Genomic DNA, 23,323 nt, shown 5'->3' on the forward strand with positions numbered 1-23,323 from the left:
TTTTTTAATCAAAGTCAAAAGATCGCAGCCTTCGGCAGCTCCTACAGGGACCGTATTGCGATTCGATGTGGCGCCATCGGAGAACTTTTCTGGTGAGATCGGACAGTGTCAGCGGCGGGGTCGGTTGTTAGGCTCATCCCCCTCGGCACCGCCAATAAGAACGACAAGCAATGAAGCTGACCTTCCTCCTGTTGCTGCTTTGTGCAACGGCCCCGAGCGCCTGGGGCTGGTCGAACCATACGGTGGGCAGCTATCTGGCGTTGCAGGATCTGCCGGCGTTGCGCGATGCGCCAGCGGTCGAAGTCGAGCCACTGGAGCGTTTTCTCAGCGAGCAATACCCGGCCGTGCTGGCGCTGCTGGAGCAACAGGAAACCTTCGCCCGCGCGCACTTCGCTCAGTACCCGCCACGCCCCGATAACCTGAAATTGCCGGCGGTGCCGAGTGACAATCTGCGCCACGATTTCCTCACCGCGTTGCGCATCAATCCCGAGATTCACTTGGCAATGGTCATTCAGCCGCTGCCCGGCAAAGACCTGCCCGAGCGCGAGCATTTGCAGGCCAATCAGGTCATGGTCGAGCAGACCCTGTCACCGTGGAATCGCCAACGCTTCATCGTTGTCGCAGAGCACGAAAATGTCGCCCCGCTGGCCGTGCTCGCCAGCGCCGCTGATGAGCCGGATTACGGCCACGACATCAATCTGTTCAGCGACAACCCTGGCGAGGTCGGCGCACTGTACGGCTTCGGCCCGCAACCCTTCGGTGATGCGCGTTTCCAGTACAGCTCGCAAGCGCCGTTCCACATGGGCTTCTTCCATGAAAGCGCGGTGGTGTATGCCGCTGCCGGTTTCCTCGAGCGCAGTTGGCCGGACTGGCGCGCGTATCAGTACATGGGCCTGGCGCGATTGGCGTTTGCCAGCGGCCATCCGTATTGGGGTTATCGCTTTCTCGGCTGGGGCCTTCATCACATACAGGATCTGACCCAGCCGTATCACGCCAAGGCATTGCCCGGTGTCGATCTCGCCAGTCTTTTGCTGCTGGAAGGCAAGGCGTTGGCCGGATTCGCTGCCGACAAACAAGCCTCCATCGAGCGCGTCGCCACCCGGCATATGGAAGTGGAGAAATATCAGTCGACTTGGCTGCGCCGCGTGCTGCGCGTCGGTCAGCCGCATCCCATGCTCGCGGCTTATGCCGATTTGACCCGGGACAAAACCTACCCACCGTACTCGGTCGACTACCTGCGCGAAGTGGTCAGCGCCGAAGCCGTCAACGACTCCGCAGTCTTCGACGAAGCCATCGGCCAGTGGCTGGAAACGGCGCCCGCTAGCAGTGATTTCAGCAGCGGCAATCAGCTGCCAAAAGACGACTTCGACCACCCGGCACTTAACCAGCAGCTGTTCAGGTTGCTCGGACATTTCGGCGCGCACAGCCGGATTTACGTCAGCGCGGGATTGGCGCCGTAGTGCGCGGCAACGCACACCACAACAATAAAAAACAGGGAAGGAGGAACAGATGATCAACACTCGATTGCGCCTGACGGGCGCCGCGCTCCCCGGTGTCGGCCTGGCAGGGCTGCTGCAGTTGTGCGCAGTCGATGCGGCGCACGCGGTGGAGTTCAGCCTGATGGACAAGCAGGTCACCGGCTCCCTCGACACGACCTTGTCTTACGGCCGTTTGTGGCGGGTACAGGGTCGCGACAAGACTAACGATGACGTCAACACCAACGACGGCAATCGCAACTTCGACACCGGGCTGGTTTCCGAGGTGTACAAGATCACCTCCGAGCTTGAGGCCAATTATCAGAACTACGGCGTGTTCGTGCGTGGCACCGCGTTCTACGACACGCAACTGATGGACAAGCGCAACGACTACTTCGACAACAACAGTCCTTCGCAGCCGAGCCAGAGTTACCCGCAGGACGACCATTTCACCGGGCAGACCCACGACATCGCCGGCAGTCGCATCGAGATGCTCGACGCCTACGTGCACGGCAGTTGGGACGTTGCGCAGATGCCGGTGACCGCGCGCGTCGGTCGGCAAGTGTTCAACTGGGGCGAGGGGATTTTCTATCGCGGCGGGATCAACACCACCAACCCGGTGGATGCCGCCAAGTACCGCTTGCCCGGCGCCGAGGTCAAGGAAGTGCTGGTGCCGGTCGAGGCGCTGAGCTTTAACATCGGCCTGACCGACTCGCTGACCCTGGAGAGTTTCTACCAGACCAACTGGAAGGAAACCCGTATCGACCCGGTCGGCACCTTCTACTCGCAAACCGATCTGTTCGCCGACGGCGGCAACACCGGTTACAACAACTTCAGCGGCACGGCGCTCGACACGCCGGTGCCGGGGTTTGGCAACGTCATCGGTTTGTACAGCGCGCTGGGCAACAACCCGTTGCTGAGTCCCGCCCTGCAAACCACTGGCCTGTACGCCAACGGCGTCACTCCGGCCTACGGCAACACACTGAAAGTGGCGAGCATCGGCAAGGACTACAACGCGCGCAACGATGGCCAGTTCGGCTTCGCCTTTCGCTACATCGCCGAACAGCTCAACAGCACCGAGTTCGGTTTGTACATGGTCAATTACCACGCCAAGGAACCGACCATCGCGGCGGATCTGGGCGGCTACAACGGCATCGACATGGATGCGCTGACCAATCTGCTGGCGGGCGTCGCTGGCAGTCAGGCCGGGGCGCTGGCCAACGGTCTGGCGACGGCGGATGTGATGGGCAATATCCAGGCGCATCGCCGCTACGCCGAAGACATCCGCATGTACGGCTTCAGCTTCAACACCACGTTGGGCGAGGCGTCGGTGTTTGGTGAGATTGCTTATCGGCCGAACCTGCCGATCGGCGTTGCGGCCACCAACGATTTGATTGGCGACCTGGCCAACGGTGCGGCTGTGGCGGTGACGGGGCGGTCGATCAACGTCGGCGGGCAGATGGTGACGCTCGACAGCCAGATCAATAACGCCGAGCGTGTGGAAGCGTTCAATACTTCGCTGGGGACCATCTACAACTTCGGCCCGACGGCTTCGTTCGACTCGCTGTTCGGCATCTTCGAACTGGCCTCCGAACACTTGCGCGGCAGCAGTTTGCAATACACCGCGTATGACGGCAGCCGTCGCTTCTACGCCGGCACCGGTAACTATTCCTATGTGTCCGGCGGTGATCGCGACGATCAGGTCAACCGCAATTCCTACAGCTACACGGCGATGCTCAGCGGCACCTGGAACGACGTATACGCGGGGGTCAACGTCTCGCCCTACATCGTTTACAAGGACGATTTCGAGGGCAACAGCTATCAGGCCGGCAACACCATCGAGGGCCGCAAGGCCTACACGCTGGGGATCAAGGCCAACTACCAGAACAAGCTCGAAGCCGAGCTGCAATACACCGAGTTCTACGGCGGCGGGCAGAACAACGGCATTCGCGACCGCGACAACGTCGGGTTCAACCTGAAGTATTTCTTGTGATTGCCTAGAGCAAATCTTGCGGTACCCCGTTCCCCTGTGGGAGCGGGCTTGCCCGCGATGACGGCAGCACATTCGACATCAATGGTGGATGACCCTCCGCAATCGCTGGCAAGCCAGCTCCCACAGGTTTTTGTACTTTGGAGAAGATCATGGTTCGCACTTCAAGATTGACCAAGGCATCGCTAGGGCTGGTATTGGGCCTGGCTGCTGGCACCGCTCTGGCCGCCATCACCCCGCAACAAGCCGAACAACTGAAAACCACCCTGACCCCCATGGGCGCCGAGCGTGCCGGCAACGCCGCCGGCACCATCCCCGCGTGGACCGGCGGCATCACCCAAGCCCCGGCCGGCTACAAACCCGGCCAGCACCACACCGATCCCTACGCGGCGGACAAACCGCTGTTCACCATCACCAAAGCCAATCTCGACCAATACAAAGCCCACCTCAGCCCCGGCCAGATCGCCCTGTTCAACAGCTACCCCGACACCTTCCAGATGCCGATCTACCCATCCCGCCGCTCCGGCTCAGCGCCGCAATGGCTGTACGACAACACCCTCAAGAATGCGACCTCGGCCAAATTGCTCGAAGGCGGCAGCGGCTTCTCCGATGCCTACGGCGGCGTGCCGTTCCCGGTGCCCAAGGACGGCGTTGAAGTGTTGTGGAACCACATCACTCGCTATCGCGGTATCTACGTCGTGCGCCGCGCCTCCGAAGCGCCGGTCCAGCGCAACGGCAGTTTCGCGCTGGTGACCTCGCAGCAGGAAGCGCTGTTCAACTACTACCGCCCGAACGGCCAGTTCGCCGATCTGAAAAACATCCTGTTCTACTACCTCGCCTTCGTGAAAAGCCCGGCGCGCCTGGCCGGCGGGGCTGCACTCGTGCACGAAACCCTCGATCAGCTCAAAGACGCACGCCAGGCCTGGATCTACGATGCCGGCCAACGCCGCGTACGCCGTGCACCGAACCTTGCCTACGACACGCCGATCGCATCCTCCGATGGCCTGCGCACCGCCGATGACACCGACCTGTTCAACGGCTCACCGGACCGCTACGAGTGGAAGCTCAAGGGCAAACAGGAAATCTACATCCCCTATAACAACTACAAAGTCAGCAGCCCCGACGTGAAGTACGCGCAACTGCTCACCCCGGGCCACCTCAACCCGCAATACACCCGCTACGAGCTGCACCGGGTCTGGGTGGTCGAAGGCAACCTGAAACCGGGCGCACGGCACATCTACTCCAAACGTGTACTGTTTCTCGATGAAGACAGCTGGGGCGCCGCGCTGGTTGATCAATACGATGGGCGAGGGGAGTTGTGGCGGGTGTCGATGGCCTACCTGAAAAACTTCTACGACCTGCCGACGACGTGGAGTGCGCTGGATGTTTTCCACGATTTGCAGGCGCGCCGCTACTACGTGCAGAACCTTGATAACGAAGAAGCGGAGACAGTCGATTTCGCTCAACCGGTGCCGGAGGATGCGTACTTCATGCCGTCGGCGTTGCGCCAGCGTGGGACTCGTTAAGCGGGATACCGTTCGTAAAGTCGCCGAGTTTTGATAGTTGAAGATGTGCTAGCCTGCAATCAGTGATTTCATTGATTGCAGGGGGCGTCGTGGCCAGCATTACAATTCGAAACCTTGATGAAAAGCTCAAGGAACAGCTACGCATCACCGCGGCTCACAATGGGCATTCCATGGAGGAAGAAGCTCGACTCATTTTAGGCAGGGCTCTGACGACGGTTGACCGTGCCGGTGGTCTCGGCAGCCGAATCCGCAACAGATTCAGTGCTGTCGGCGGAATAGACCTCGATTTGCCGGAGCGTTCAGAGAAAGCCACTGCGGTGGATTTCTCTGAATGATAGTGCTTGATACCAACGTTCTATCAGAGTTCATGCGAATCGAGCCTGAGACCCGGGTGCTCGCCTGGGTTGATGCACAGCCTGCGTTGGAACTGGCTGTGAGTGCCGTGACCGTGGCAGAAATACTCCACGGCATCGCACGGCTGCCTTCCGGTAAGCGCAAACAGAAACTTGAGGCTCATGCCATGGCGATGTTCGAAGAGGACTTCGCCGGGCGCATTTTTCCGTTCGATGCTCATGCCGCTGTCGAATACGCAACGCTGGTCGCTGAGTGCGAGTCGAAGGGCCGTGCGGCTTCGATGGCTGATGCGCAAATTGCTGCTATCTGCCGAACGCATGGTGTTCCCATAGCCACCCGTAACGTGAAGGATTTTCAGTTCAGTGGTGTCGAGGTGATTAATCCTTGGCAGAGCTGAGTCACTTCATAGTTAACAAAATCATAAGAAAAAGGTGATCGCATGAAGCGTAAAAAGGTTGAAGCCAGCAGGCTGGACTCCTTTATGGTTGATGATTTTCCCGTTCTTGACGTTCTAGCGAACCCGATAAAAAACGACGATGACTTGCAAGTGCGAATGGCCCTGATTGATGAGCTTTATTCCCACGCGAACACCGAGGATCATGCTGCGGCACGGTTTGCGGAGTTTGTGGCTGATCGGGTTTATGAGTACGAAAATGAAACGGTGTTGATTGCTTACTCGTCCCAATCTGAAGCGCTGGCGTTTCTGCTGTCGGAAAGAGGCGTTAAACAGAAGGACTTGTCTGAGATCGCAACTCAGAGTGCTGTTTCAGAGATATTGAATAACAAGCGAAAAATGACCGTTGCCCAGATAAAGGGATTCGCTGAGTTCTTTAAAGTGCCGGTCGAGTTTTTTATGCACGGTGTGGTTTGACGTGAAGCGGTGAAAGGCCATAACACAATCGCGGGCAAGCCCGCTCCCACACGTCATGAGTCGAACACAACATCTGTGAACGACTCCAAACCCTGTGGGAGCGGGCTTGCCCGCGATTGGTTTTTTGCTTCAGCGCGAGATCAAGATCAAACGCGGAAGTGGCTGACCATCTGCTGCAACTGACCACCCAAACGCGCCAGTTCAACACTCGACGCTGCCGTCTCATCACTCGCCGCTGCGGTTTGTTCAGACACGTCGCGCACGTTGATGATGCTGCGGCTGATCTCTTCAGCCACGGCGCTCTGCTGCTCGGCAGCGGCGGCGATCTGCTGGTTCATCGACTGAATGTTCGACACCGTACGGGTGATGTTTTCCAGCGATGCGCCAGCCTTGCGGGTCAGCGCCACGCTGCTGTCGGTCAGGGCGCGGCTGTTGCTCATCACCGCCGAAACCTGCTGGGTGCCGTTCTGCAGACCGGCGACCAGGCCTTCGATTTCTTCGGTGGATTTCTGCGTGCGCTGAGCCAGGCCACGAACTTCATCAGCGACCACGGCAAAACCACGACCGGCTTCACCGGCACGGGCGGCTTCGATCGCGGCGTTGAGGGCGAGCAGGTTGGTTTGTTCGGCCACGGCTTTGATGACGTCCATCACGCTGCCGATCTTGTCGCTTTCCTGTTGCAACACGCTCATGGCTTCGGTCGAACGCACCACTTCGCTGGCCAGACGCTCGATCTGGGCGATGGCTTCGTTGACCACTTTGTCGCCTTCACGGGCTTCGCCGTCAGCGGCGGCAGCGGCTTGCGAGGCTTCTTCGGCGTTGCGCGCGACTTCCTGCACGGTGGCGGTCATCTCGTGCATGGCGGTGGCGACCTGATCGGTCTCGACCTTCTGGCTGTTCACGCCGGCGCTGGTCTGCTCGGTCACGGCCGAGAGTTCTTCGGCGGCGCTGGCGATCTGGGTCACGCCGTCGCGGATGCCGCTGATCAAGTCGCGCAGGGTTACGCCCATGCGCGCGATGCCTTGTTGCAGCACGCCGAGTTCGTCGCGGCGGGTGACGGTGACGTTCTGGGTCAGGTCGCCGCTGGCAATGCGTTCGACCACGGCCAGGGTTTCTTGCAGCGGACGGGTGATCTGACGGGTGATGATCACCGCAGCAATCACGCCGACCAACAGCGCCAGCAGGGTGCTGATCAACTGGAAGGTGCGTGCCTGGGCGCTTTCAGCGTCACGGCGATCGAGCTGGATCTGATACAGCTGCTCGCTCAGGGCGACAATAGTGCTGCCCTGGTCGGTCATTTCCTTACGCGCCTGCACAGCATCGGTGTTGGCGTTCTTGTACGCCATCAACGCACTGCGATAGCTGGTCAACGCGGATTCCAATTGGCGCAAGGCATCTTGCTGCGTCGCAGCAAATTGCGCATTCAAAGACTTGAGGCTGACGATGGCCGCGTCGATCTGGCGGACGGCTTTCTGCTCGGTTTCGGCGTTGCTGGTGGCGGTGTAGCCGCGCACTTCGTAGCGCGCGAGGATGAACGCTTCTTTGGCGGCGGTGATCGCCTGGAACTGTTCGAAACGCTGCTCGCTCATGTCCATCTGCTGCACGCGTTTGCTGATCGATTCGATCTGGTTGTACGCGGTCTCGGCACTCACGCTCATGCTGTCGCGGGCGCTGTTGCCGGTGCGATAGGCATTGCGCATTTTGTTCAGCGAGGTCTGGTATTCAGCGATGGTCGCTGCCTGCTCCTTGAGCAGTTTGACGTTTTCCGGGCTCTTGAAACTGTTGATCAGCTTCTGCTGTTGCGCGGCGAAGCTTTCAAGGGTGGTTTGCACGTTCTGCGCGGCGGTTTCATCGCCATTGGTCAGCATGTACTGCAGGCGCACCACGCGCAGCTTGGTCAGGCCGGCATTGAGCTGGGTTATATCACTCATCCAGTTGCTGCGGTCGATCAGGCCACCGAGGCTGGTCCAGCCCGTCAGGGCCAATACGCAGGTCAGGGCCAGCACGAGGCCGAAGCCCAGGCCCAATTTCATGTTCACGCTGATGTTGCCGAACCAGCTATTCATCAAAAATCCTCCAGAAACGTTGGGTTTCTTGTCGTCGGTTAGGCTGGAAGATTGTTGTTTTTTTGAGCCAGCAAGGGTGTTAGCAGGTCTGTATCGGCCGCATTTCCCAGAGCTGAAAGGATTTTGTCCTACGGAATTTGTAACAACGGATCCCAAGACTTTTTTCACATGGGTTTCACTGGCTGCCCACGCCCGCCTCTGTACTTTCGCCGCATCGAATGACCTGTGAAGCAACGTGGCGAGGCGTTTTTGTGGAATTGAGACTGAGTCTGTTCGGCGTCAAACGCTCGATCGACCTGAGCGGTCTGGCGCGGTTTCGCAACACCTGGGTGGTGTTGGCCGCTTCGATTCTGGTGCTCCCTTTGACTCTGTGGTTGCTGGCGCCGGCGGCGGTGCCGGACCTGGCCCACGGCAATGTCGCCGGTGCGCAAGCGTTGGCGGCGGGGTGGGCCAAGGGCGAGATGATCGTGCTGGTGCGGCACGTTGAGCGTTGCGATCACTCCCGGGCTGCGTGCCTGAGTGGCAATGACGGCATCACCGATCGCTCGCGCAGTGTCGCGGTGGCGGTCGGTGCGCGGTTCGAGCAACTGGGCCTGGACAACGCCGACATCTATAACAGCCCGTCAATGCGCACGGTGCAGACCGCCGGTTACATGTTCAACCATGCCGCCAGTGGCGACGACTGGTTGATCAATTGCCGGGGACGCATGTTGCAGGATGCGCTGGCCCACAAGATCCCGGGGCGCAACCTGATTCTGGTGACCCACAGCGAGTGCATGGCGCAAATCGAGAAAGACCTCAACGTATCGACTTCAAACGCGGGTTACGGCTCGTCGTTATTCGTCTCTGCTGCCAGCCCGGCGGCTCCCAAGATGCTCGGCTTTATTGAAGCCTCCGACTGGCGCACGGTGAACACCCGATGAAATCCCGCTTCTACGTTTACAACGTTGGTATTCCGCTGGTCTGTGCGGCGCTGGTGTTCCTGATGTTCGACATGACCAAAATCGACATCGCCTTCAGCAACCTGCTGTTCGATCCGCTGACACAAACCTTCCCGATCGACAAAATCCACTTCTTCGAAAAGCTCACGCACAAATGGGCGCGGATCATTCCCAACTGGACGGCGGAAATCGCCCTGATCGGCGCGCTGCTGTCGGTGGTCTGGCCGTTGGTCAATCCGCACAAGCGTCCGCGCCTCGGCGCAATGCTGGAGCGCAGCAAAGTCGCGCCTGTGCTGCGATTTGCCGCTGATCATCGTAGGGACTTTCTGTTTGTGGTGGTCGCATTTGCTGTCTGTACCGGGGTGATTCACTTCCTCAAATCCCACACCAGCGTTTACTGCCCGATCGAAACCACGCTGTACGGCGGGAAAATGGCCCACATCGAGTGGTACAGCAATTTTCAACTCTTCCACGAAGCCGGCAGTGGCCGTTGCTGGCCGGGTGGTCATGCGTCGGGCGGCTTCACCATGCTGGCACTGTATTTCGTAGCTCGGCGCTATCAATGGCGTTTTTCCAGTGCCATCTTGTGGGGCTCGCTGCTGCTGGGATTGGTTTACGGCACTACTCGCGTGCTGCAGGGCTGGCATTACATGTCCCACACGTTCTGGGCCGGGATCTTTGTCTGGCTGGCGTGTTTGCTGACGGCGCTGGCGTTCTACGGGCGGGCGCGGCTGGATTTGCCGGTGCTGGGCAAGCGTGAGCAGAAAGCTTTCAGTGCTGAAGTCTCTATCTGAGCCCGTTCGGATCAAATGAAAAACCCGCCAATCACCGGCGGGTTTTTTATGGGGCTGAGCAGGCCCTCAATAGCCGACGAAGTAATACGCCTGTCGTCCGACCATCATGGTCTTGAGCACTTTCAGTGGGGCGGTGGGTTCGCTGTCGCCGGCCATCACCACGACGTGGGCCGGTGAAGCGGCAAGAAAATCCCGCAACTGCGCGTCGGTATCCAGGCCTTTGAGCACTTGCTGGGTATAGAACACCGTGGCGCCACCGACCCGCTCGTTGGCCTGAAACAGCGCGACTTGATGCCCGGCGGTTTGCAGCGTCTGAATCTCTGCACTCAACGGCAGGAACGAGAGCTTTTTGTCGGCATGAGGCAGTGCCCACTGCGCGGCAGCGAGGTAACTGCCGATCACCAGCGTGAGCACACCGACTGCCAGTGTCTGACGCTGCCGGGCGATTCGGCCTACGAATCCATTACCGGATTCATACTGCTTCAAGCGCTCGAACAGCACGCCTGCATACTCTGCTGCGATCACCGCAGCGGCGGGTGTCATCGACATCAGGTACACCGTGCGTTTGCTCGACGCCAACGTCAGCATGATGAACTGCGCCACGATCCACAGGCTGAAAAACAGCAGGTAACGGTCGGCCTTCAATTGTTTGCGGAAATGCCAGAGCCCCAGGTACACCAGAATGTTCCACGGCAAAAAGGCTTCCGGCAGTTTGGCGAGGTAGTAATAGAACGGTTCGTAGTGCCCGGCCTCGACGAACGAACCGCTGAAGCGCCCGACGCTGTTGGTCAGCAGCACCTCTTTGACGGCTTGTTCGCCGCCGTGCTGGTAGAGGATGACGAGCCAGATCAGCAGCGGGATCAAACCGACCATGGTGAGTAAACCGGGTCGCAACCAATCTGCGATTTTCAGGCGTTTGTCCATCAGGCTGTCAGCCAGCAGATAAGCAAAAATCACCACCCCCGGCATGGCCAGCCCCAGCACGCCTTTGCTCAACGTGGCGATGGCAATCCCGAAGACAAACAACAGCGAGTTGCCCGGCGTCGATGCCCGTTGCGCCTGGAAAAAGGCCAGCAGCGCTGTGCTCACGCCGAGTGCGAGCAGCGCGTCCTCGCCGACGCCGCGCACATTGCTCCAGTAACTGGCCATGGTCGCGAGAAGAATGCCGGCGGTCCAGGCGACCATTTTCGGTCGTCCAAACCGGCGCAACATCCCGTACAACACCATCACACTGAGCAACCCGGCAACCGCCGATGCCAGCCGCACGGCCCACGGTGAAACGCCGAACACGCGCATCGCACCCGCATCCAGCCATAAGCTCAGCGGTGGTTTTTCCAGAAACGGTTCGCCGAACAAACGAGGTGTCACCCAGTCGTCGTCCAGGTGCATCTCCATGGCGATCCCGGCCACGCGGGCTTCGGTGGAACCTTGCAATTGATGGCCACCCAGCGCGAAGAAAAACAACAGGGCGGCAAGCAGAGACAGCGAAGTGACGGCACGCGACATAATGATCAGGCAACCGGAAGGGGCGGGAGACCTGAGCATACGTCGGCAATCCTGAACAAATTGTGAAGCTAGGCCAGTTGTCGCGACCAACGCTTCTCCGGCGTTTCGAACAGCGGATTGACCAGCGCCGTCAGCACATGATCCTGCCAGCGCCCGGCAATGTTCAGATACGCCTTGGCATAACCCTCACGTTCGAAACCCAGGCGTTCAAGCAGGCGTGCACTGCGCTCATTGCCGGGAATGTAATTGGCCATGATCCGGTGCAGGTTCTGTGTGTCGAACATGTACGCGATGCCAGCCTCCAGCGCTTCCTGCATCAGACCTTGCCCCTGTTGGGCCTCATCGATGTGATAGCCCAGATAACACGCCTGAAAGGCCCCGCGAATGATGCCGCTGAAGTTGCACGCGCCGATCATCTGCTGGCCATCCGGGGTCAGCAACGCAAAATGCATGGCCAACCCGGCCTCGAATGCGCTGGCCTGCACATCGAGGCGGCGGCGAATCTGCTCGGTGGAAAAATATTCTGTGGTGCGGATGGGCGACCATGGCGCGAGGTGGCGCTGGTTGCGTCGGTAGAACTCGCTTTCAAGCTCGGCCTGCTCCGGTGCAAGTATTGCGAGCGTCAGGCGTTGGCAAGGCAGGGTCAACAGGGGCATCAGACGCTCCGGAATGGGGGATCTTCCGGCAGAGTCGCGCAATCCGCCGGGTTACGGCAAGTCGTGGCGACGCAGGGGCTTTGTTTCAGACAAAAAAAGCCCGCAGGAGCGCGGGCGAACCGTAGTTTCTTGAATGAGCGAGCGGACTGTACAAGGGTTAGCCGCGCAGCTGCAGTGAAGAAAAATTCATCTCGATGGGCGGCACCCATGCAGTCCGAAGCGCAACCGAGCGCCGGGGTTTCGCCCGTCAATGGCGGGTTTCAGGCCCGGTAGTGTTCAGCGGCTTCTGCGGATCAAGATTGTCCCGAGCCCGACAAATAAGGATCTCGGCCAGTGCGCTCAGTTGCTTCATCGCCACCGCCACATGGCGTTTCGAGCCGTCGAACTCATCGGCAAAGGTTGCGCTGATGGCCGCGAGGGAATCGAGGATCTCACTGGCGTGGGTGAGCAGGGTCAGGGTGTCGACATCGTCGCGCACCCTGATGAGTTGATTGAGAGGGATGCTACGGCGCCGTTTGTGCGCTTCGCTGCGTGCGCTGGTATTGGATTGCGGTTGGGTGCTGGACGTTGGCGCATCGGACGGTGCCGGGCCAACCAGCGAAAGGCGGGGGATTTTCTTCATGACGTAGCTCCGTGGAGTGAACATTCACTGCAATTGCGGCTGCCAAACCGTCCGCTGGATGGCAGTGGTCGTGGAGCGTAACGTCATGAGGAAAGGTGCACCAGTTCATCAAAGTCGACGCGTGTTGCGGGAATTTTCCTAGGACGTTCGATGTAGGAAGGAGGGCGTGGCGATTAACCGCTTTCGGGTTTTATCCGCTGGCGTGAGCCGGTGATGCAACTCAGTACTCCGCCACCTTATCTTCGCGCAACACCCACCCGGCCTCGCCCGCCACCAACGTGTATTGAACCTGGCGCATCTTCCCCGTGCGGCCAGCGCCTGCGTCAGTGCTGTCATACACCGGGAAGCGCTGCACCAAGGCATTCTCCACCACTGCAAACGAATCCTCGCCCTGATAACCCTCAGCGATTTTCGGATTGTCGCTGACCGGCGGCAGGTAGATTTCGCTCAGGGATTTCTTGTTGTTGGCCGAATAGGCAATCAGATCGCCCGGCATGCCGCGTCCGGGAATGCGGGTGAAAACGTATATTTCGGGCGAGCCGTCGTTGTTCAGATCTCCAATCTCGGCGCGGACGATATCGCCCTTGAGTGGCCGGGTGATCACACTGTTATCGATTTCCAGGCCTTTGGGTTCAATGCGCAAAACCCGTTGGCCATCGACCTGCTCAGCGCTGACGCGAAAGCCGATGCCCTGCAATTCCAGTGTCTGGTTGAACGGTTTTGTCCCGTCCACCGCATCGGCGGAGGCGAGCCTCAGAGACAACGCATAGTTGGCGACTTCATTGCGCCGTGCCGCATTGCGCATGAGATACACCTGAACGGTGTATTCCCCATCGGAAGGCAGTGAGCCAGAAAAGTGATTGCCCATGATCGAACCGTTGAACAGCGCGTAATCCGCGCCCTTGGCGGTGATGTTGAAGTAGGCGGAGGTGTTGGACGGTTTGAAATCGACGGTGAGCATCTGGCCGGCCCTGGCCTTGAAGCGGTACTCCGCCGTCTGGTCGCCCTTGATCGACTGCTTGCGCTGGACGCTGTCGGCGCTGCTTGTGAAATCGATCGGTTCGACGTGCACAGCGCCAGCATCTGCTGCGTGAACAGGCAGGGAAATCAGTGCAGCCAGCATGGCGGCGATCCAGATCTTCATCTTCAACTCCATTGCATCTCGATGTTCGCAGCATAGAGGCTGGGTCGAGCCAGCGCCGTGGATTGCGCGGATTAAATGTTGCTGGATTTGAGCACGTGCATGAGGTCATGTTCCTGACACGAATCAGCTGTTCACATAATTCTCACCTGAGTTTTGCCATGATCATTGCCGGTATTCCATCGGCCCGAGCGAGTGATCCCGTCATGAATGTGAGCGTTCTCTACGCTTTGGTTGCGGCAGCATTGTTTGGCGCCAGCACACCACTCGCCAAGCTGCTGGGGGTACAGATTTCACCGATTCTGTTGGCCGGGTTGCTCTATCTGGGCAGCGGTCTGGGCTTGACCGTCCTGCGTTTTGCCCGCGATCGAGGCTGGCAGCGCTCCGGACTCGGCACCGGTGAATGGCCGTGGCTGGCCGGCGCCATCGGCTTCGGCGGTGTGCTGGCGCCGGTGGCATTGATGTTCGGTTTGACCAGAACGTCCGGCGCGAGCGCGTCACTGATGCTCAACCTGGAATCAGTGCTCACGGCACTGCTGGCTTGGGTAGTGTTCAAGGAAAATGCCGATCGGCGAATCGTGATCGGCATGCTCGCCATCGTGGCCGGCGGTGTCGTGTTGTCCTGGCCACAAGAGGCCGTCTCGGCGCAGGACTGGACAGGGCCACTGGCCGTCGCCTTCGCCTGCTTTTGCTGGGCCATCGACAACAACCTGACGCGTAAGGTCTCTGCCTCGGACGCACTGTTCATCGCCGGCAGCAAAGGCCTTGTCGCCGGTCTGGTCAACTGCGGCCTGGCCTTGTTCATCGGCACACAAATGCCTGCGGCCACTACGCTGGTGCCCATCCTGCTGGTCGGATTTCTCGGCTACGGCGTCAGCCTGGTGATGTTCGTCCTCGCCCTCCGCGGGCTGGGCAGTGCACGCACCGGCGCATACTTTTCCACCGCACCGTTCCTGGGCGCCGCTATCTCGATTCTGCTACTGGGCGAGTCGGTATCGCTGATGTTCCTGCTCGCTGCAGCGTTGATGGCTGTTGGGGTATGGATTCATCTGATGGAGAACCATGCTCATGAGCATCAGCACCAACGGCTCGAGCACGATCATCGTCATACACACGACGAGCATCATCAGCATACGCACGGGTTTGACTGGGATGGAACGGAGCCGCACAGTCATCCGCATGTGCATACGCCGATTCGGCATAGCCATGCGCATTTTCCGGATGTGCATCATCGGCATGAGCACTGAGGTGTGTGGACGGGGTGGTTTTTGGCGGGAGGGGCTGGACGGGAGGGCCAGATGCGACAAAGCCCGCACTTGGCGGGCTTTGTCGTTGAGAGTTGGTGGGCCGGGGGAATCTGAAACAAGTCGGTATCTATTTGTTTTATCTGATTAAAAAGCTATTGGTCAACTTTCTTGGAATACCAGTTGGAAAGCACCGTAGTCTGGATTCCGATGGACGGTCCTTATTGAGGTCCTCCCCCCAGAAACGAATTGGGGCCGAATCTATGAAACAAATGGTCGCGCTGTTGATTTTTCACCTACGCGTACGATGTCACCACTCACACATGCGGGGGCTCCGGACAAACGATAGCGTCAATGATTGCTGCGCTGGCTAAGATGATGAGCTTCGTCCTCGGTAAGCTCATCGAATGTGTAGGCTCAGTGTCGATAATGCCCTAGAGCCTGAAAAGAAAGTCGATAAATGGCTGCGTTTAGTGATGCCAACCAGTTTGCTTTCTTAGACCTTGACCTTTTCCAAATGCGTCAACTAGCTTTGTCGAGGAAGATGAATCGCGCTGGATCAAAGACAGCTGTCTGAATGTTTGGTTCGACCAAGGCGATCAGATAGCCAATGAGCTTCAGGAAAACCAAAAGTTTAAGGTAAAGATAGATTTTTTGACTTGCGATCGATGCATATCAGAATGGGCTGGCTCCCGAGAAAATCGGGAGCGCAACATAAGGCTCAGCATTCACTTTTGAAAATTGGAAGTAGAGCAGATATATATACTGTCTGGCAAAGACTTGACAAATCAACTGCTAAGCCTTTGTGCATCAAAGCGAGCGGCCGGAAAGCGACATTGAACAACCATAATAATTCTATGGTCGTTATTGCGTATGAATATTTGTAGGTAACTCTTCAGATCTAATTTCCACAATTTCATCCACTGCACTCTGCGAAGTCTCTCTTTCAAGAAAACCGTTGGCTTGTTGCATAAATTTTTCTGGTAGATACATCAAAAATGGCTGACCCACCTCATTTACAAATTCCTCAACCAAAAGGGGGTGAGGGCCTAGTAGTTTACCGTTATATACGCTCCACCAATCATTCTTTCTATCGCCAGTAACAAAAATTACCGGCAATGCTTCGGCTGTGGCCATTGCAATAGTCTGCCTCCAGACTACGTAGTCCGCATAAGGCTTCAACTTTTCCGAGATGACTTCCGAATCACTTTTTAACTTATTAGCATCCATATATCCTGGAGGCCTTTTCTGTGCATATCTTTTAGCGCCTATAGAAAGGATTTCTGAAACTTCCTCGTCTCTCAGGCCTCTACCAACTCGCCCATCTAACAAAACCTCAAGACTATCCTTGATATCATCAAATTCTATCTTGTGTAAAAATTTTTTTTGATTTTCTGTCAGCTCAGAGATTATCTTTTCAAACGAAGCGGTTGACTCTATTAATGTGGATTTCTGCACGAATGGGTGTTGTCTTTGACTTTCAAGTGATTGGCGCAGTTCCGATATGTTATTAATTGCCCGCTCATATACTTTAACCTGCTCCCCTATAACACTGACTCTGTTTGCAAAGTAGTCGCTGGCCACTTGATAGGGGATCCAGAGGCGTTCTTTTAGAAGTCTGAATGTCTCAATAAGTTCGGATCGCGTTTCATCTGAATAACGATAGAGGTTTAATAGTACATTCGTATCTAGGACAAAAATGCAACGCCCCCATATATCTTCTAAATTACGTGGGTCATTTGAAAAGTGCCCGGGAAATGCTTTCTTCATCCTGCCTCCTTTAACTCCAATGATATTGATCTAAAGTTGGTTGCTAGAAAGATACTTTGTTGCATCTACAATCATTGAGATTTTAGCCTTCTAGTGAAGGTGCATACAAGAATTTTCATTTCAATAAGATGCTCAACAAGACTGACTAGATGGCTAGCATATATTCTGGCTTAGAACATGGTCAAATATCTTGTCGCACAACTCCTTTATTGGGGGGGTGATCTCCCACTCTCCGGAGTTCATCTCATCAATGCATGAAAGACAGAACTTTACCTTGTCATTGATCGTTCCACTTGCATCGGCAAAAACCTTCCGCGCGTTCTTTCCTCGTCCAGGCAACCCAAGTGCCTTATCAAGCAGGTAGCCAATACCATATTGAGAATTTTCAATTTTGGTTGTCAGGCCATCCAAAAGCTCAGGAGAAAGTCCTTCAATGGTTTTCTTTTTTTTGCGAGAAAAAATACTCTTCGCAGCTTTAATTATAATTTCTCTAGGAAGAATATTTTCAATTTCCTTGCAGTTTAGTATGTGCAGTCTCATACCTAACTGCTGTTCCAGAATCAAAGCCCGATCTCCTTTATCGACAATGTCACCGTCAGCAACAAGAAATGCAGAAGAACATAAGAACGATGCATTTAGCCCATCCTCCATAGATGCGTTATCAAAAGACCAGTGACCCAGTGTCCCTCCCTGATACTCCACAAAGGCATAATGAAAATTTTCAAGTAGCCCATCTAGTTTATTTCTCTTGCTTGCGTCGTCTATTGTTTCAATGTATTTTCTAAGGAATACGCTCAAATAGAGTCTGTCAGTTATACCTTCAACCCAAATGGTCGAATTGGCTAAATAGACAGATGACGCAAGCACACCTAGCTCTGCAAGAAGTTCTCTATCGCGAGTACATTCGCGTACTGTAAAATTTGCATCTGCTTTAGCGCCTGATTTCGAAACACGATGAACTTTCACTCGCCGATCAGTTTCGGCAAGATCTAAAAGATGATTGGAGTGAGTGGTGGCAAAATATTTATGCTGAGTATGATTTAATAAAAATAGTGCTAGCTTTCTAAGTAAGCCAGGATGAAGGCAAGCTTCTGGTTCTTCGATGTAGAAAATAGAATTGTCCTGTTCGAGGAATGCGGCAGAGGTAATGATAATAACCTGTTGCATGCCATCGCCAAGATCGTATATGGAAAACTGGTCGTCATCACCGATTTTGACTGAAATAGTATCTTTCCCATACTCAGGAATCAGAGTAACCTCAGCTCCTCCAAAAAATTCGTGCCCCAGAATTTTTTCGTAGGCTCTGACACGCTGACGATCCTCTGGCTGACCAAGCAAAAAACGAACAAGCAATTGATAAAGATTGAATCCCGTGATGATATTTAACTTCTTTGAGTTATCATTGGAGAAATAGTCCGTTAAAGTTCTATCTAGAAACAAATCACTTTCGCCATCTAGTGGGCGCATTCCTCTAAGAACCGGAATGTAATGAGACTTAAAGTCAGTGACTTGCTGGATCTTAGCATTGAAATTGTTTGAGATTTCAATTGTTTCTTTGCGCAACTCTGCTGTGTTTAAAATTCCTTTCAGTCTATTGAACGCGTTAGTTTCAGCGCCGCCACCCATTATGCTGTAATTATCTCTGATAGCCTCTGAGATTAATGTTGTGAACGACCTGGCTACTTCTTTGATGGCGTCTATAGATAATATCTTCCCCTGAATAGCTTTTAGAAAAGGTTCAGATTTGAAGCTATTGATTTGAGGGGTGGAGCGAATAAAATCAAGAATTTTCAGGTCGCAAACAATCTCACTCAAAAGTTTCGCTATAACAACATGGGTTTCTTCATTTTTGCTAGAAAATAAGGCGCGAAGAAGCCTGCTTTTTCCACTGTTATTTGGGCCAATGAAAAAGTTAATTCTTCCTGTGCTTATTTGCCTAGCTTCCGACTCGCCAGATTTGTAACTGTTTAGCTTTGAAGACCAGATCGCATCAATGCTCATACTTCATTCCTTGGTTTGCGAAAGTTTAATTTGTAGCCGTCTATCAATATAGTGTCTATCGGGGAATGCTGCATTTTAGCTTTTGCGTGTTAGAGGTATTGGCTCGAGCGATTAGTTTACTTTAAAGGTGAATTATTTGTAAGGTTTTTATTGTGGGTTTTGCAAAGGCATATGCTAATCGTACAGGTGAGTTAGAGGTGGCTGCATGTAGTTACGAAAATATATCATCGCTCAAATGCATCATCCTTGCAGTGACCTTAAGCTATGCTGTCTAGGCGGCCCCCCCGCTGTATACCCAAAGGCACCCTATCAACTTTAGGTAGATCGCTACGGCTCATAACTATATTTTTTAATTTTTGCCAAGACTCTCGGCACCCAATTTTTCTAAGTGGCGGACTTTTCGTACAGAGCCTAAAGGCTTGTATAACGAGGGAGTAATGCAAAAATGACTGACATTTGTCTTTGTTTAGAGCATACAGACTTGAGATTTCTCAAGTAATCGTACTGAGTGTGGCTCGATATAATAGATCGAGTCGTGCAGAGCTTCATTCAAGGATTAGAAGCCCGCACGACTATGTAGGATAGATGGGGTTTATATTAAGAATTAATATAAGCTATGGCGGCAAATTTGCAAAAATTCATATTTAAGTTAAAGGCTTTAATTATTCGCGAGCGATTTTATGAGCGAGTCCTAGTTAGGGCTCGCTAGAGTTTTGTGCGGGGGTATGCAAAATTTATCACCATGAGGATAGCGTCTGAATATGATGTTTGATTGAAGCTTTTTTAACCATGCCAAGGCCAGGATAATGACGACTGCTATGAAGAGTTATAAATTCTTGCAGGCCCTCAGTGTTGACGAAATTCCCTGGGTTCTTTGATATATGGGAAATAAGCAAATCTAAAGCTTCGCGAAATTTACCGCCGGGGTCACTTTGGCTGTCGTTGTCAGAATAAGAAGAGAAATGGCGCACATACATTTGAGTTGACCGTGAAGGATCAAGGTAGGAAATGTGCAGGGTAACCACAAATGGTGGGCCGCCTCCCTCAACGAGACGTTCACTGAGAATCGTGTAATCGCCAAATCCAATTGCATTTGGACACGTTCTATACCCATTGTGAAGATTTGAGTAATACGATTCTGTGCCGTAATCTAAATTCCTGGTTTTCTTGTCAAAGCCATCATGAAAGAGGACGGCTCTTGGAAGAACTCCCCATACCGAAATATCAGTCTTGTCTGGATTGAGTGCGACAGCAGAAGCTTTCATTAGGTCAGAAACTAGGGCAGGTGTAATAACACCTTCAACATAAGCGACAAAAGGTATGGTAATGCTTCTTAATAGTGCGATGGCAAGGGCATCAGACCCATCGCGTATTTTTATACATGGGACAAATGAACCTTGGCCAGCCCCTATCGTTGCAAGGTGAGTTCTCAGAGAAGAAAATATATTTGACCCCGAACCACTTGCGAATTCACTTTGAGAAGGATTAATTACCACCCACGAGCTGACTCCAGCTTCCGTCAATTCGGAGATGGTAGTCGCTAGGGGCGCTAGGTTTAAATTTACAGGCTCTAAAATAGGACAGACATTGCCGGCGGGTATATGCCCAGCGAGTTCCCTGAGCGCGGTCAGTTCAAACTGTTTGCCTTTGAGAATTGGGTAGTACATAAAGCTTCCTTACTTAAGATTGAGCTCATGTTTTCCACAAGCCCAGCGCGGGCCTTGCGGGTTGATCCAAATTCGACTCCGGCCGCTAATAAGGATGTAGGTAACGACAGTATGAAATCCTTGTCCAGAGCTCTGGTTTGACGAATAATTTTTCTAAACTCAGTACGAATACTTTCGTTGGCGGCAGATGTCAGTAAGCGTTCACATTCACGAAAGATTTCGGTATTGCTCACATTGGGTGTCGCGCCAAACAACGACTCGGTAAGCCCCACGTACTCGTCACGTCGAAGCGATCTCATTAGGACCCGAACATCAATCTGTGCACCAGTAAGTTGTGCCGGTCTCATCTCTCGAAAAGTGCCGCTCTTGTTTAGTAATATAACCCCTACTTCTTCAGGTGCTGTGTGCAGTGCCGAGGTTAGATTTTTTTTAGAGACAACTACGTTAACTTTATCGAATATCTTCAGGTAAGAATCGATTTGAGATTTTAATCGTGTTAGGTTGTCATAATCGGTTTTTATTTCATAACATGTTGAAATGCCATTGACGATCACGCAGTCTGCTTTGTTCGCGCCTACTCGGAATTCTGTGAGCATAGTAGAGCTGTTTATTGAATGCCTCCCTAGGAGAATTTTCTTCGCAATAGAATTTTTATAATAGTATTCATTACGATATTCCCTGCACATTAGGCTATAACAAAATTCAAATACGCTAGCAACAGTAAAGGTGTCATCAAAGCTGTCTTGATAGCATTTAGCCACTCTCGTGACAAGAGACAGATCGCCTCCTGAAACGGAATTGATGTTGCTGCTGGAAAAAATTTTCGCTATCTCGTTGAAATTCAACATATTTTATATCCGAGCAACGATTTCATCATGAGTCAAAAAAATCAAAAACCAATCTAGAGAAGCTTACTGCCGGCGCACATTACCACGCTCGCGCGTCCCCTGGCTCCGCTCGAACCCGAGCTGCTGGTGGATCGATAGCAGCGGCTTTCATTCAGAGATTGAAAAGCCATGGCTTTTCTAGGCGCCGTGCGAGCAGCCTAGCCGTTAGCAGATAGTAGTACCGCGTCGCCTCACTGCGCTGGCTCATGCGATGTTCGAGAAACCAAGTCACATGCTTCCTCTGCCAAGCCCATGGGGTTTCTCGCTGCCAGCGCTCTGCAATTTCATTCTGAATGAGCTTCGCTTGGCGTAAATGACGTTGCTGAGTCGCGGGCGATCCGGTCAAGACTCCAATCAAGAACAGCTCCATATCGAATGGCTTACTCATGAGCGCCCTCCAATGTAGGCAGCGACCACGTCGATTCGACCATGCCCCAGCTCATAGCTGATTAGCCTTCGGGCCTGACGATCAATGCTCTTGTCTGCCTGGCCACCGTTGATAGGGGCGCGGTGTTGGGTGAATTGTTCATAGCGATCACACGCGTATGCCGCTCGCAGCTCATGGAAGCCTTTTAGGTTGTGTGCATGCAGGATGCACCGCACAGGGCGGATGATTTTTTGCAGAAAGTTCAGATAGCTTTCGTGTGGCGCAATTAGGTTGTGGCTACCAGCAGGCGACACCTGCCGTGCAAACCCAAGCGCACCTCGAATATGGTCGTCCACCGCAATCCAACGCGGTGCCGAAGCGCCGGAGCGACCTCCTTTGGTGCCATCCTGAATATTAATTCTGCCTAGGTCGTTAGCCTCACGGCTTAGCCGTGGCAGGTCAGCCAAGATGGTCTCACGCAGGCGCATGCCTGTGGCTCGCGCCAACAATACGATCGCGGCGGCCCGTCTCTGGTCACGACTGCAAAGCGCATCGACGATCTGCTCAACCTGTTTGCGATTCTGGCCCTGAGGGATGGCGTGACGAACCCCGCTGCGCTGCATACCCAGTGCCTTGCTCGGACTTGGCAATTTCACGCACTGATCACCGCGTAGCGCTGCCATGGTCCTGTTAACGCTGGAGAGCCGGTTTTGAGCGGTGCTGACGGCGAGGTCACCGCGCCTAACCACGTCGCGTAGATACGCCGCATAGTCGGCCAGCACCTCCCGATCAACCAGCCGCGCATCATTGATAGCGGGCCCTTGTTCGGAGCGGCACCACTTCACGAATGCCTGCCACCGATCACAGTGTGCCCTCACCGTGCCGTAGTGGCCGCCGCCGAACATGTCTTTCAGCGCCCGCGGACCTGCGTAGCTCAATTGCCTGCCGTAGCCGAAATTACGGCCATCGCGTTTACCCACCAATGCCATGTCGGTCACCTCATCGTCCGCTCTTCGATCCTCACCCCACGTCATCCCGCCAAGAATGTTGAGTGTTATCAGGGGTCAAGGCCCCTGCGACCTGTGGGGATGTCCTCTAACGCGGGACCGGCGGCTCCTTACGACCGGGAGCAAGGGCATCTCATGATCTGGCCTCCTGAGCACCGTTACCGATGGGCGGGTGGAGGCAGCACTGGCTGACGAGACCAGTGCCGCGAGATCCTGAGCCGGGTGAACGCAGCAATGTGATGACCGGGGCATGCCTGACTGTCAGTCAGGTGCAGTCCATTCCCTGGTCTGCGGCACCATCATCGACATCGCTGTTGCTGGTGACATCGGCGTTTGTCACGCCGATTGTCACGAGTGGAGTTGCCGCAGAGCCAGGTGCGATGAGGGCTGCAGCAGTGCTAGAAGCGCCCGTCTCTTTCCAGGAGAAAGAGACGGGCG

At 54.7% G+C, this 23,323-nt stretch carries 20 protein-coding genes and 1 pseudogene; 9 read left to right on the forward strand and 12 right to left on the reverse strand.

Annotated features, from left to right (window positions below; all coding sequences use genetic code 11):
- The first annotated feature begins 170 nt into the window (after positions 1–170).
- The 6 genes from QZR14_RS09080 to QZR14_RS09105 all read left to right on the forward strand — a co-directional run bounded on the left by QZR14_RS09080 (position 171) and on the right by QZR14_RS09105 (position 6,216).
- Positions 171–1,460, forward strand: a complete 1,290-nt coding sequence (locus tag QZR14_RS09080) for a phospholipase (RefSeq protein WP_311996373.1) — start codon at positions 171–173, stop codon at positions 1,458–1,460.
- Positions 1,461–1,509: 49 nt separating this feature from the next.
- Entirely contained in the window at positions 1,510–3,468 is a 1,959-nt protein-coding gene (locus QZR14_RS09085; protein WP_311996374.1) for a DUF1302 domain-containing protein, read from the forward strand.
- A 149-nt stretch (positions 3,469–3,617) separates the two neighbouring features.
- Entirely contained in the window at positions 3,618–4,991 is a 1,374-nt protein-coding gene (locus tag QZR14_RS09090) for a DUF1329 domain-containing protein (RefSeq protein ID WP_311996375.1), read from the forward strand.
- Between the two features lie 89 nt (positions 4,992–5,080).
- Positions 5,081–5,326: a FitA-like ribbon-helix-helix domain-containing protein gene (locus QZR14_RS09095; protein WP_034154589.1), complete on the forward strand. Its 246-nt coding sequence runs from the start codon at positions 5,081–5,083 to the stop codon at positions 5,324–5,326.
- Complete coding sequence (locus QZR14_RS09100; protein WP_250607051.1) at positions 5,323–5,742, forward strand: type II toxin-antitoxin system VapC family toxin; 420 nt, start codon at positions 5,323–5,325, stop codon at positions 5,740–5,742. Before QZR14_RS09095 ends, QZR14_RS09100 begins: the two co-directional genes overlap by 4 nt.
- Before the next feature lie 42 nt (positions 5,743–5,784).
- Positions 5,785–6,216: a helix-turn-helix domain-containing protein gene (locus QZR14_RS09105; protein ID WP_311996376.1), complete on the forward strand. Its 432-nt coding sequence runs from the start codon at positions 5,785–5,787 to the stop codon at positions 6,214–6,216.
- Positions 6,217–6,362: 146 nt separating this feature from the next.
- Here QZR14_RS09105 and QZR14_RS28030 read toward each other — a convergent pair whose 3' ends face one another.
- Positions 6,363–7,226 carry a methyl-accepting chemotaxis protein gene (locus QZR14_RS28030; RefSeq protein ID WP_371748303.1) on the reverse strand — a complete coding sequence of 288 codons (864 nt, stop codon included), beginning with the start codon at positions 7,224–7,226 and terminating at the stop codon, positions 6,363–6,365.
- Positions 7,221–8,282: pseudogene (locus QZR14_RS28035) on the reverse strand (methyl-accepting chemotaxis protein); the annotation flags it as partial. The pseudogene QZR14_RS28035 and the gene QZR14_RS28030, both read right to left, overlap by 6 nt.
- A 251-nt stretch (positions 8,283–8,533) precedes the next feature.
- Between QZR14_RS28035 and QZR14_RS09115 the strand changes: the two are divergent.
- Both QZR14_RS09115 and QZR14_RS09120 read left to right on the forward strand, forming a co-directional pair.
- Positions 8,534–9,205: a histidine phosphatase family protein gene (locus QZR14_RS09115; RefSeq protein ID WP_311996378.1), complete on the forward strand. Its 672-nt coding sequence runs from the start codon at positions 8,534–8,536 to the stop codon at positions 9,203–9,205.
- Positions 9,202–10,017, forward strand: a complete 816-nt coding sequence (locus QZR14_RS09120) for a phosphatase PAP2 family protein (RefSeq protein WP_250607055.1) — start codon at positions 9,202–9,204, stop codon at positions 10,015–10,017. Before QZR14_RS09115 ends, QZR14_RS09120 begins: the two co-directional genes overlap by 4 nt.
- Positions 10,018–10,083: 66 nt before the next feature.
- On the opposite strand, the gene QZR14_RS09125 is transcribed toward QZR14_RS09120, so the two are convergent.
- From QZR14_RS09125 to QZR14_RS09140, 4 genes are all read right to left on the reverse strand, one after another.
- Positions 10,084–11,562: an ArnT family glycosyltransferase gene (locus QZR14_RS09125; RefSeq protein WP_442967392.1), complete on the reverse strand. Its 1,479-nt coding sequence runs from the start codon at positions 11,560–11,562 to the stop codon at positions 10,084–10,086.
- Between the two features lie 29 nt (positions 11,563–11,591).
- A complete protein-coding gene (gene rimJ / locus QZR14_RS09130) occupies positions 11,592–12,179 on the reverse strand; it encodes a ribosomal protein S5-alanine N-acetyltransferase (RefSeq protein WP_311996379.1) in 588 nt (195 codons plus the stop codon).
- Positions 12,180–12,426: 247 nt separating this feature from the next.
- Complete coding sequence (locus tag QZR14_RS09135; protein WP_311996380.1) at positions 12,427–12,801, reverse strand: DUF6124 family protein; 375 nt, start codon at positions 12,799–12,801, stop codon at positions 12,427–12,429.
- A gap of 220 nt (positions 12,802–13,021) precedes the next feature.
- The gene (locus QZR14_RS09140; RefSeq protein ID WP_311996381.1) at positions 13,022–13,945 is read right to left on the reverse strand and encodes a hypothetical protein; all 924 of its coding nucleotides are present in this window, start codon (positions 13,943–13,945) and stop codon (positions 13,022–13,024) included.
- A 203-nt stretch (positions 13,946–14,148) separates the two neighbouring features.
- Between QZR14_RS09140 and QZR14_RS09145 the strand changes: the two genes are divergently transcribed.
- A complete protein-coding gene (locus QZR14_RS09145) occupies positions 14,149–15,189 on the forward strand; it encodes a DMT family transporter (protein WP_311996382.1) in 1,041 nt (346 codons plus the stop codon).
- Positions 15,190–16,050: 861 nt separating this feature from the next.
- Here QZR14_RS09145 and QZR14_RS09150 read toward each other — a convergent pair.
- The 6 genes from QZR14_RS09150 to QZR14_RS09175 all read right to left on the reverse strand — a co-directional run bounded on the left by QZR14_RS09150 (position 16,051) and on the right by QZR14_RS09175 (position 22,867).
- Positions 16,051–16,956 carry a PIN-like domain-containing protein gene (locus QZR14_RS09150; RefSeq protein ID WP_311996383.1) on the reverse strand — a complete coding sequence of 302 codons (906 nt, stop codon included), beginning with the start codon at positions 16,954–16,956 and terminating at the stop codon, positions 16,051–16,053.
- A gap of 153 nt (positions 16,957–17,109) precedes the next feature.
- On the reverse strand, positions 17,110–18,957 hold the full coding sequence (locus tag QZR14_RS09155; RefSeq protein ID WP_311996384.1) for an ATP-dependent nuclease: 1,848 nt from the start codon (positions 18,955–18,957) through the stop codon (positions 17,110–17,112).
- A 737-nt stretch (positions 18,958–19,694) separates the two neighbouring features.
- On the reverse strand, positions 19,695–20,624 hold the full coding sequence (locus tag QZR14_RS09160; RefSeq protein ID WP_311996385.1) for a sce7725 family protein: 930 nt from the start codon (positions 20,622–20,624) through the stop codon (positions 19,695–19,697).
- Entirely contained in the window at positions 20,585–21,472 is an 888-nt protein-coding gene (locus QZR14_RS09165) for a sce7726 family protein (RefSeq protein WP_311996386.1), read from the reverse strand. Before QZR14_RS09165 ends, QZR14_RS09160 begins: the two co-directional genes overlap by 40 nt.
- A 151-nt stretch (positions 21,473–21,623) precedes the next feature.
- The gene (locus QZR14_RS09170) at positions 21,624–21,899 is read right to left on the reverse strand and encodes a hypothetical protein (RefSeq protein WP_311996387.1); all 276 of its coding nucleotides are present in this window, start codon (positions 21,897–21,899) and stop codon (positions 21,624–21,626) included.
- Positions 21,896–22,867 (reverse strand): integrase domain-containing protein, encoded by a 972-nt coding sequence (locus QZR14_RS09175; protein WP_311996388.1) that lies wholly within the window; start codon positions 22,865–22,867, stop codon positions 21,896–21,898. The genes QZR14_RS09170 and QZR14_RS09175 overlap by 4 nt, the downstream gene beginning before the upstream one ends.
- Between the last annotated feature and the right edge of the window lie 456 nt (positions 22,868–23,323).

It is taken from the genome of Pseudomonas sp. rhizo66, assembly GCF_031931925.1.
GTDB lineage: Bacteria > Pseudomonadota > Gammaproteobacteria > Pseudomonadales > Pseudomonadaceae > Aquipseudomonas.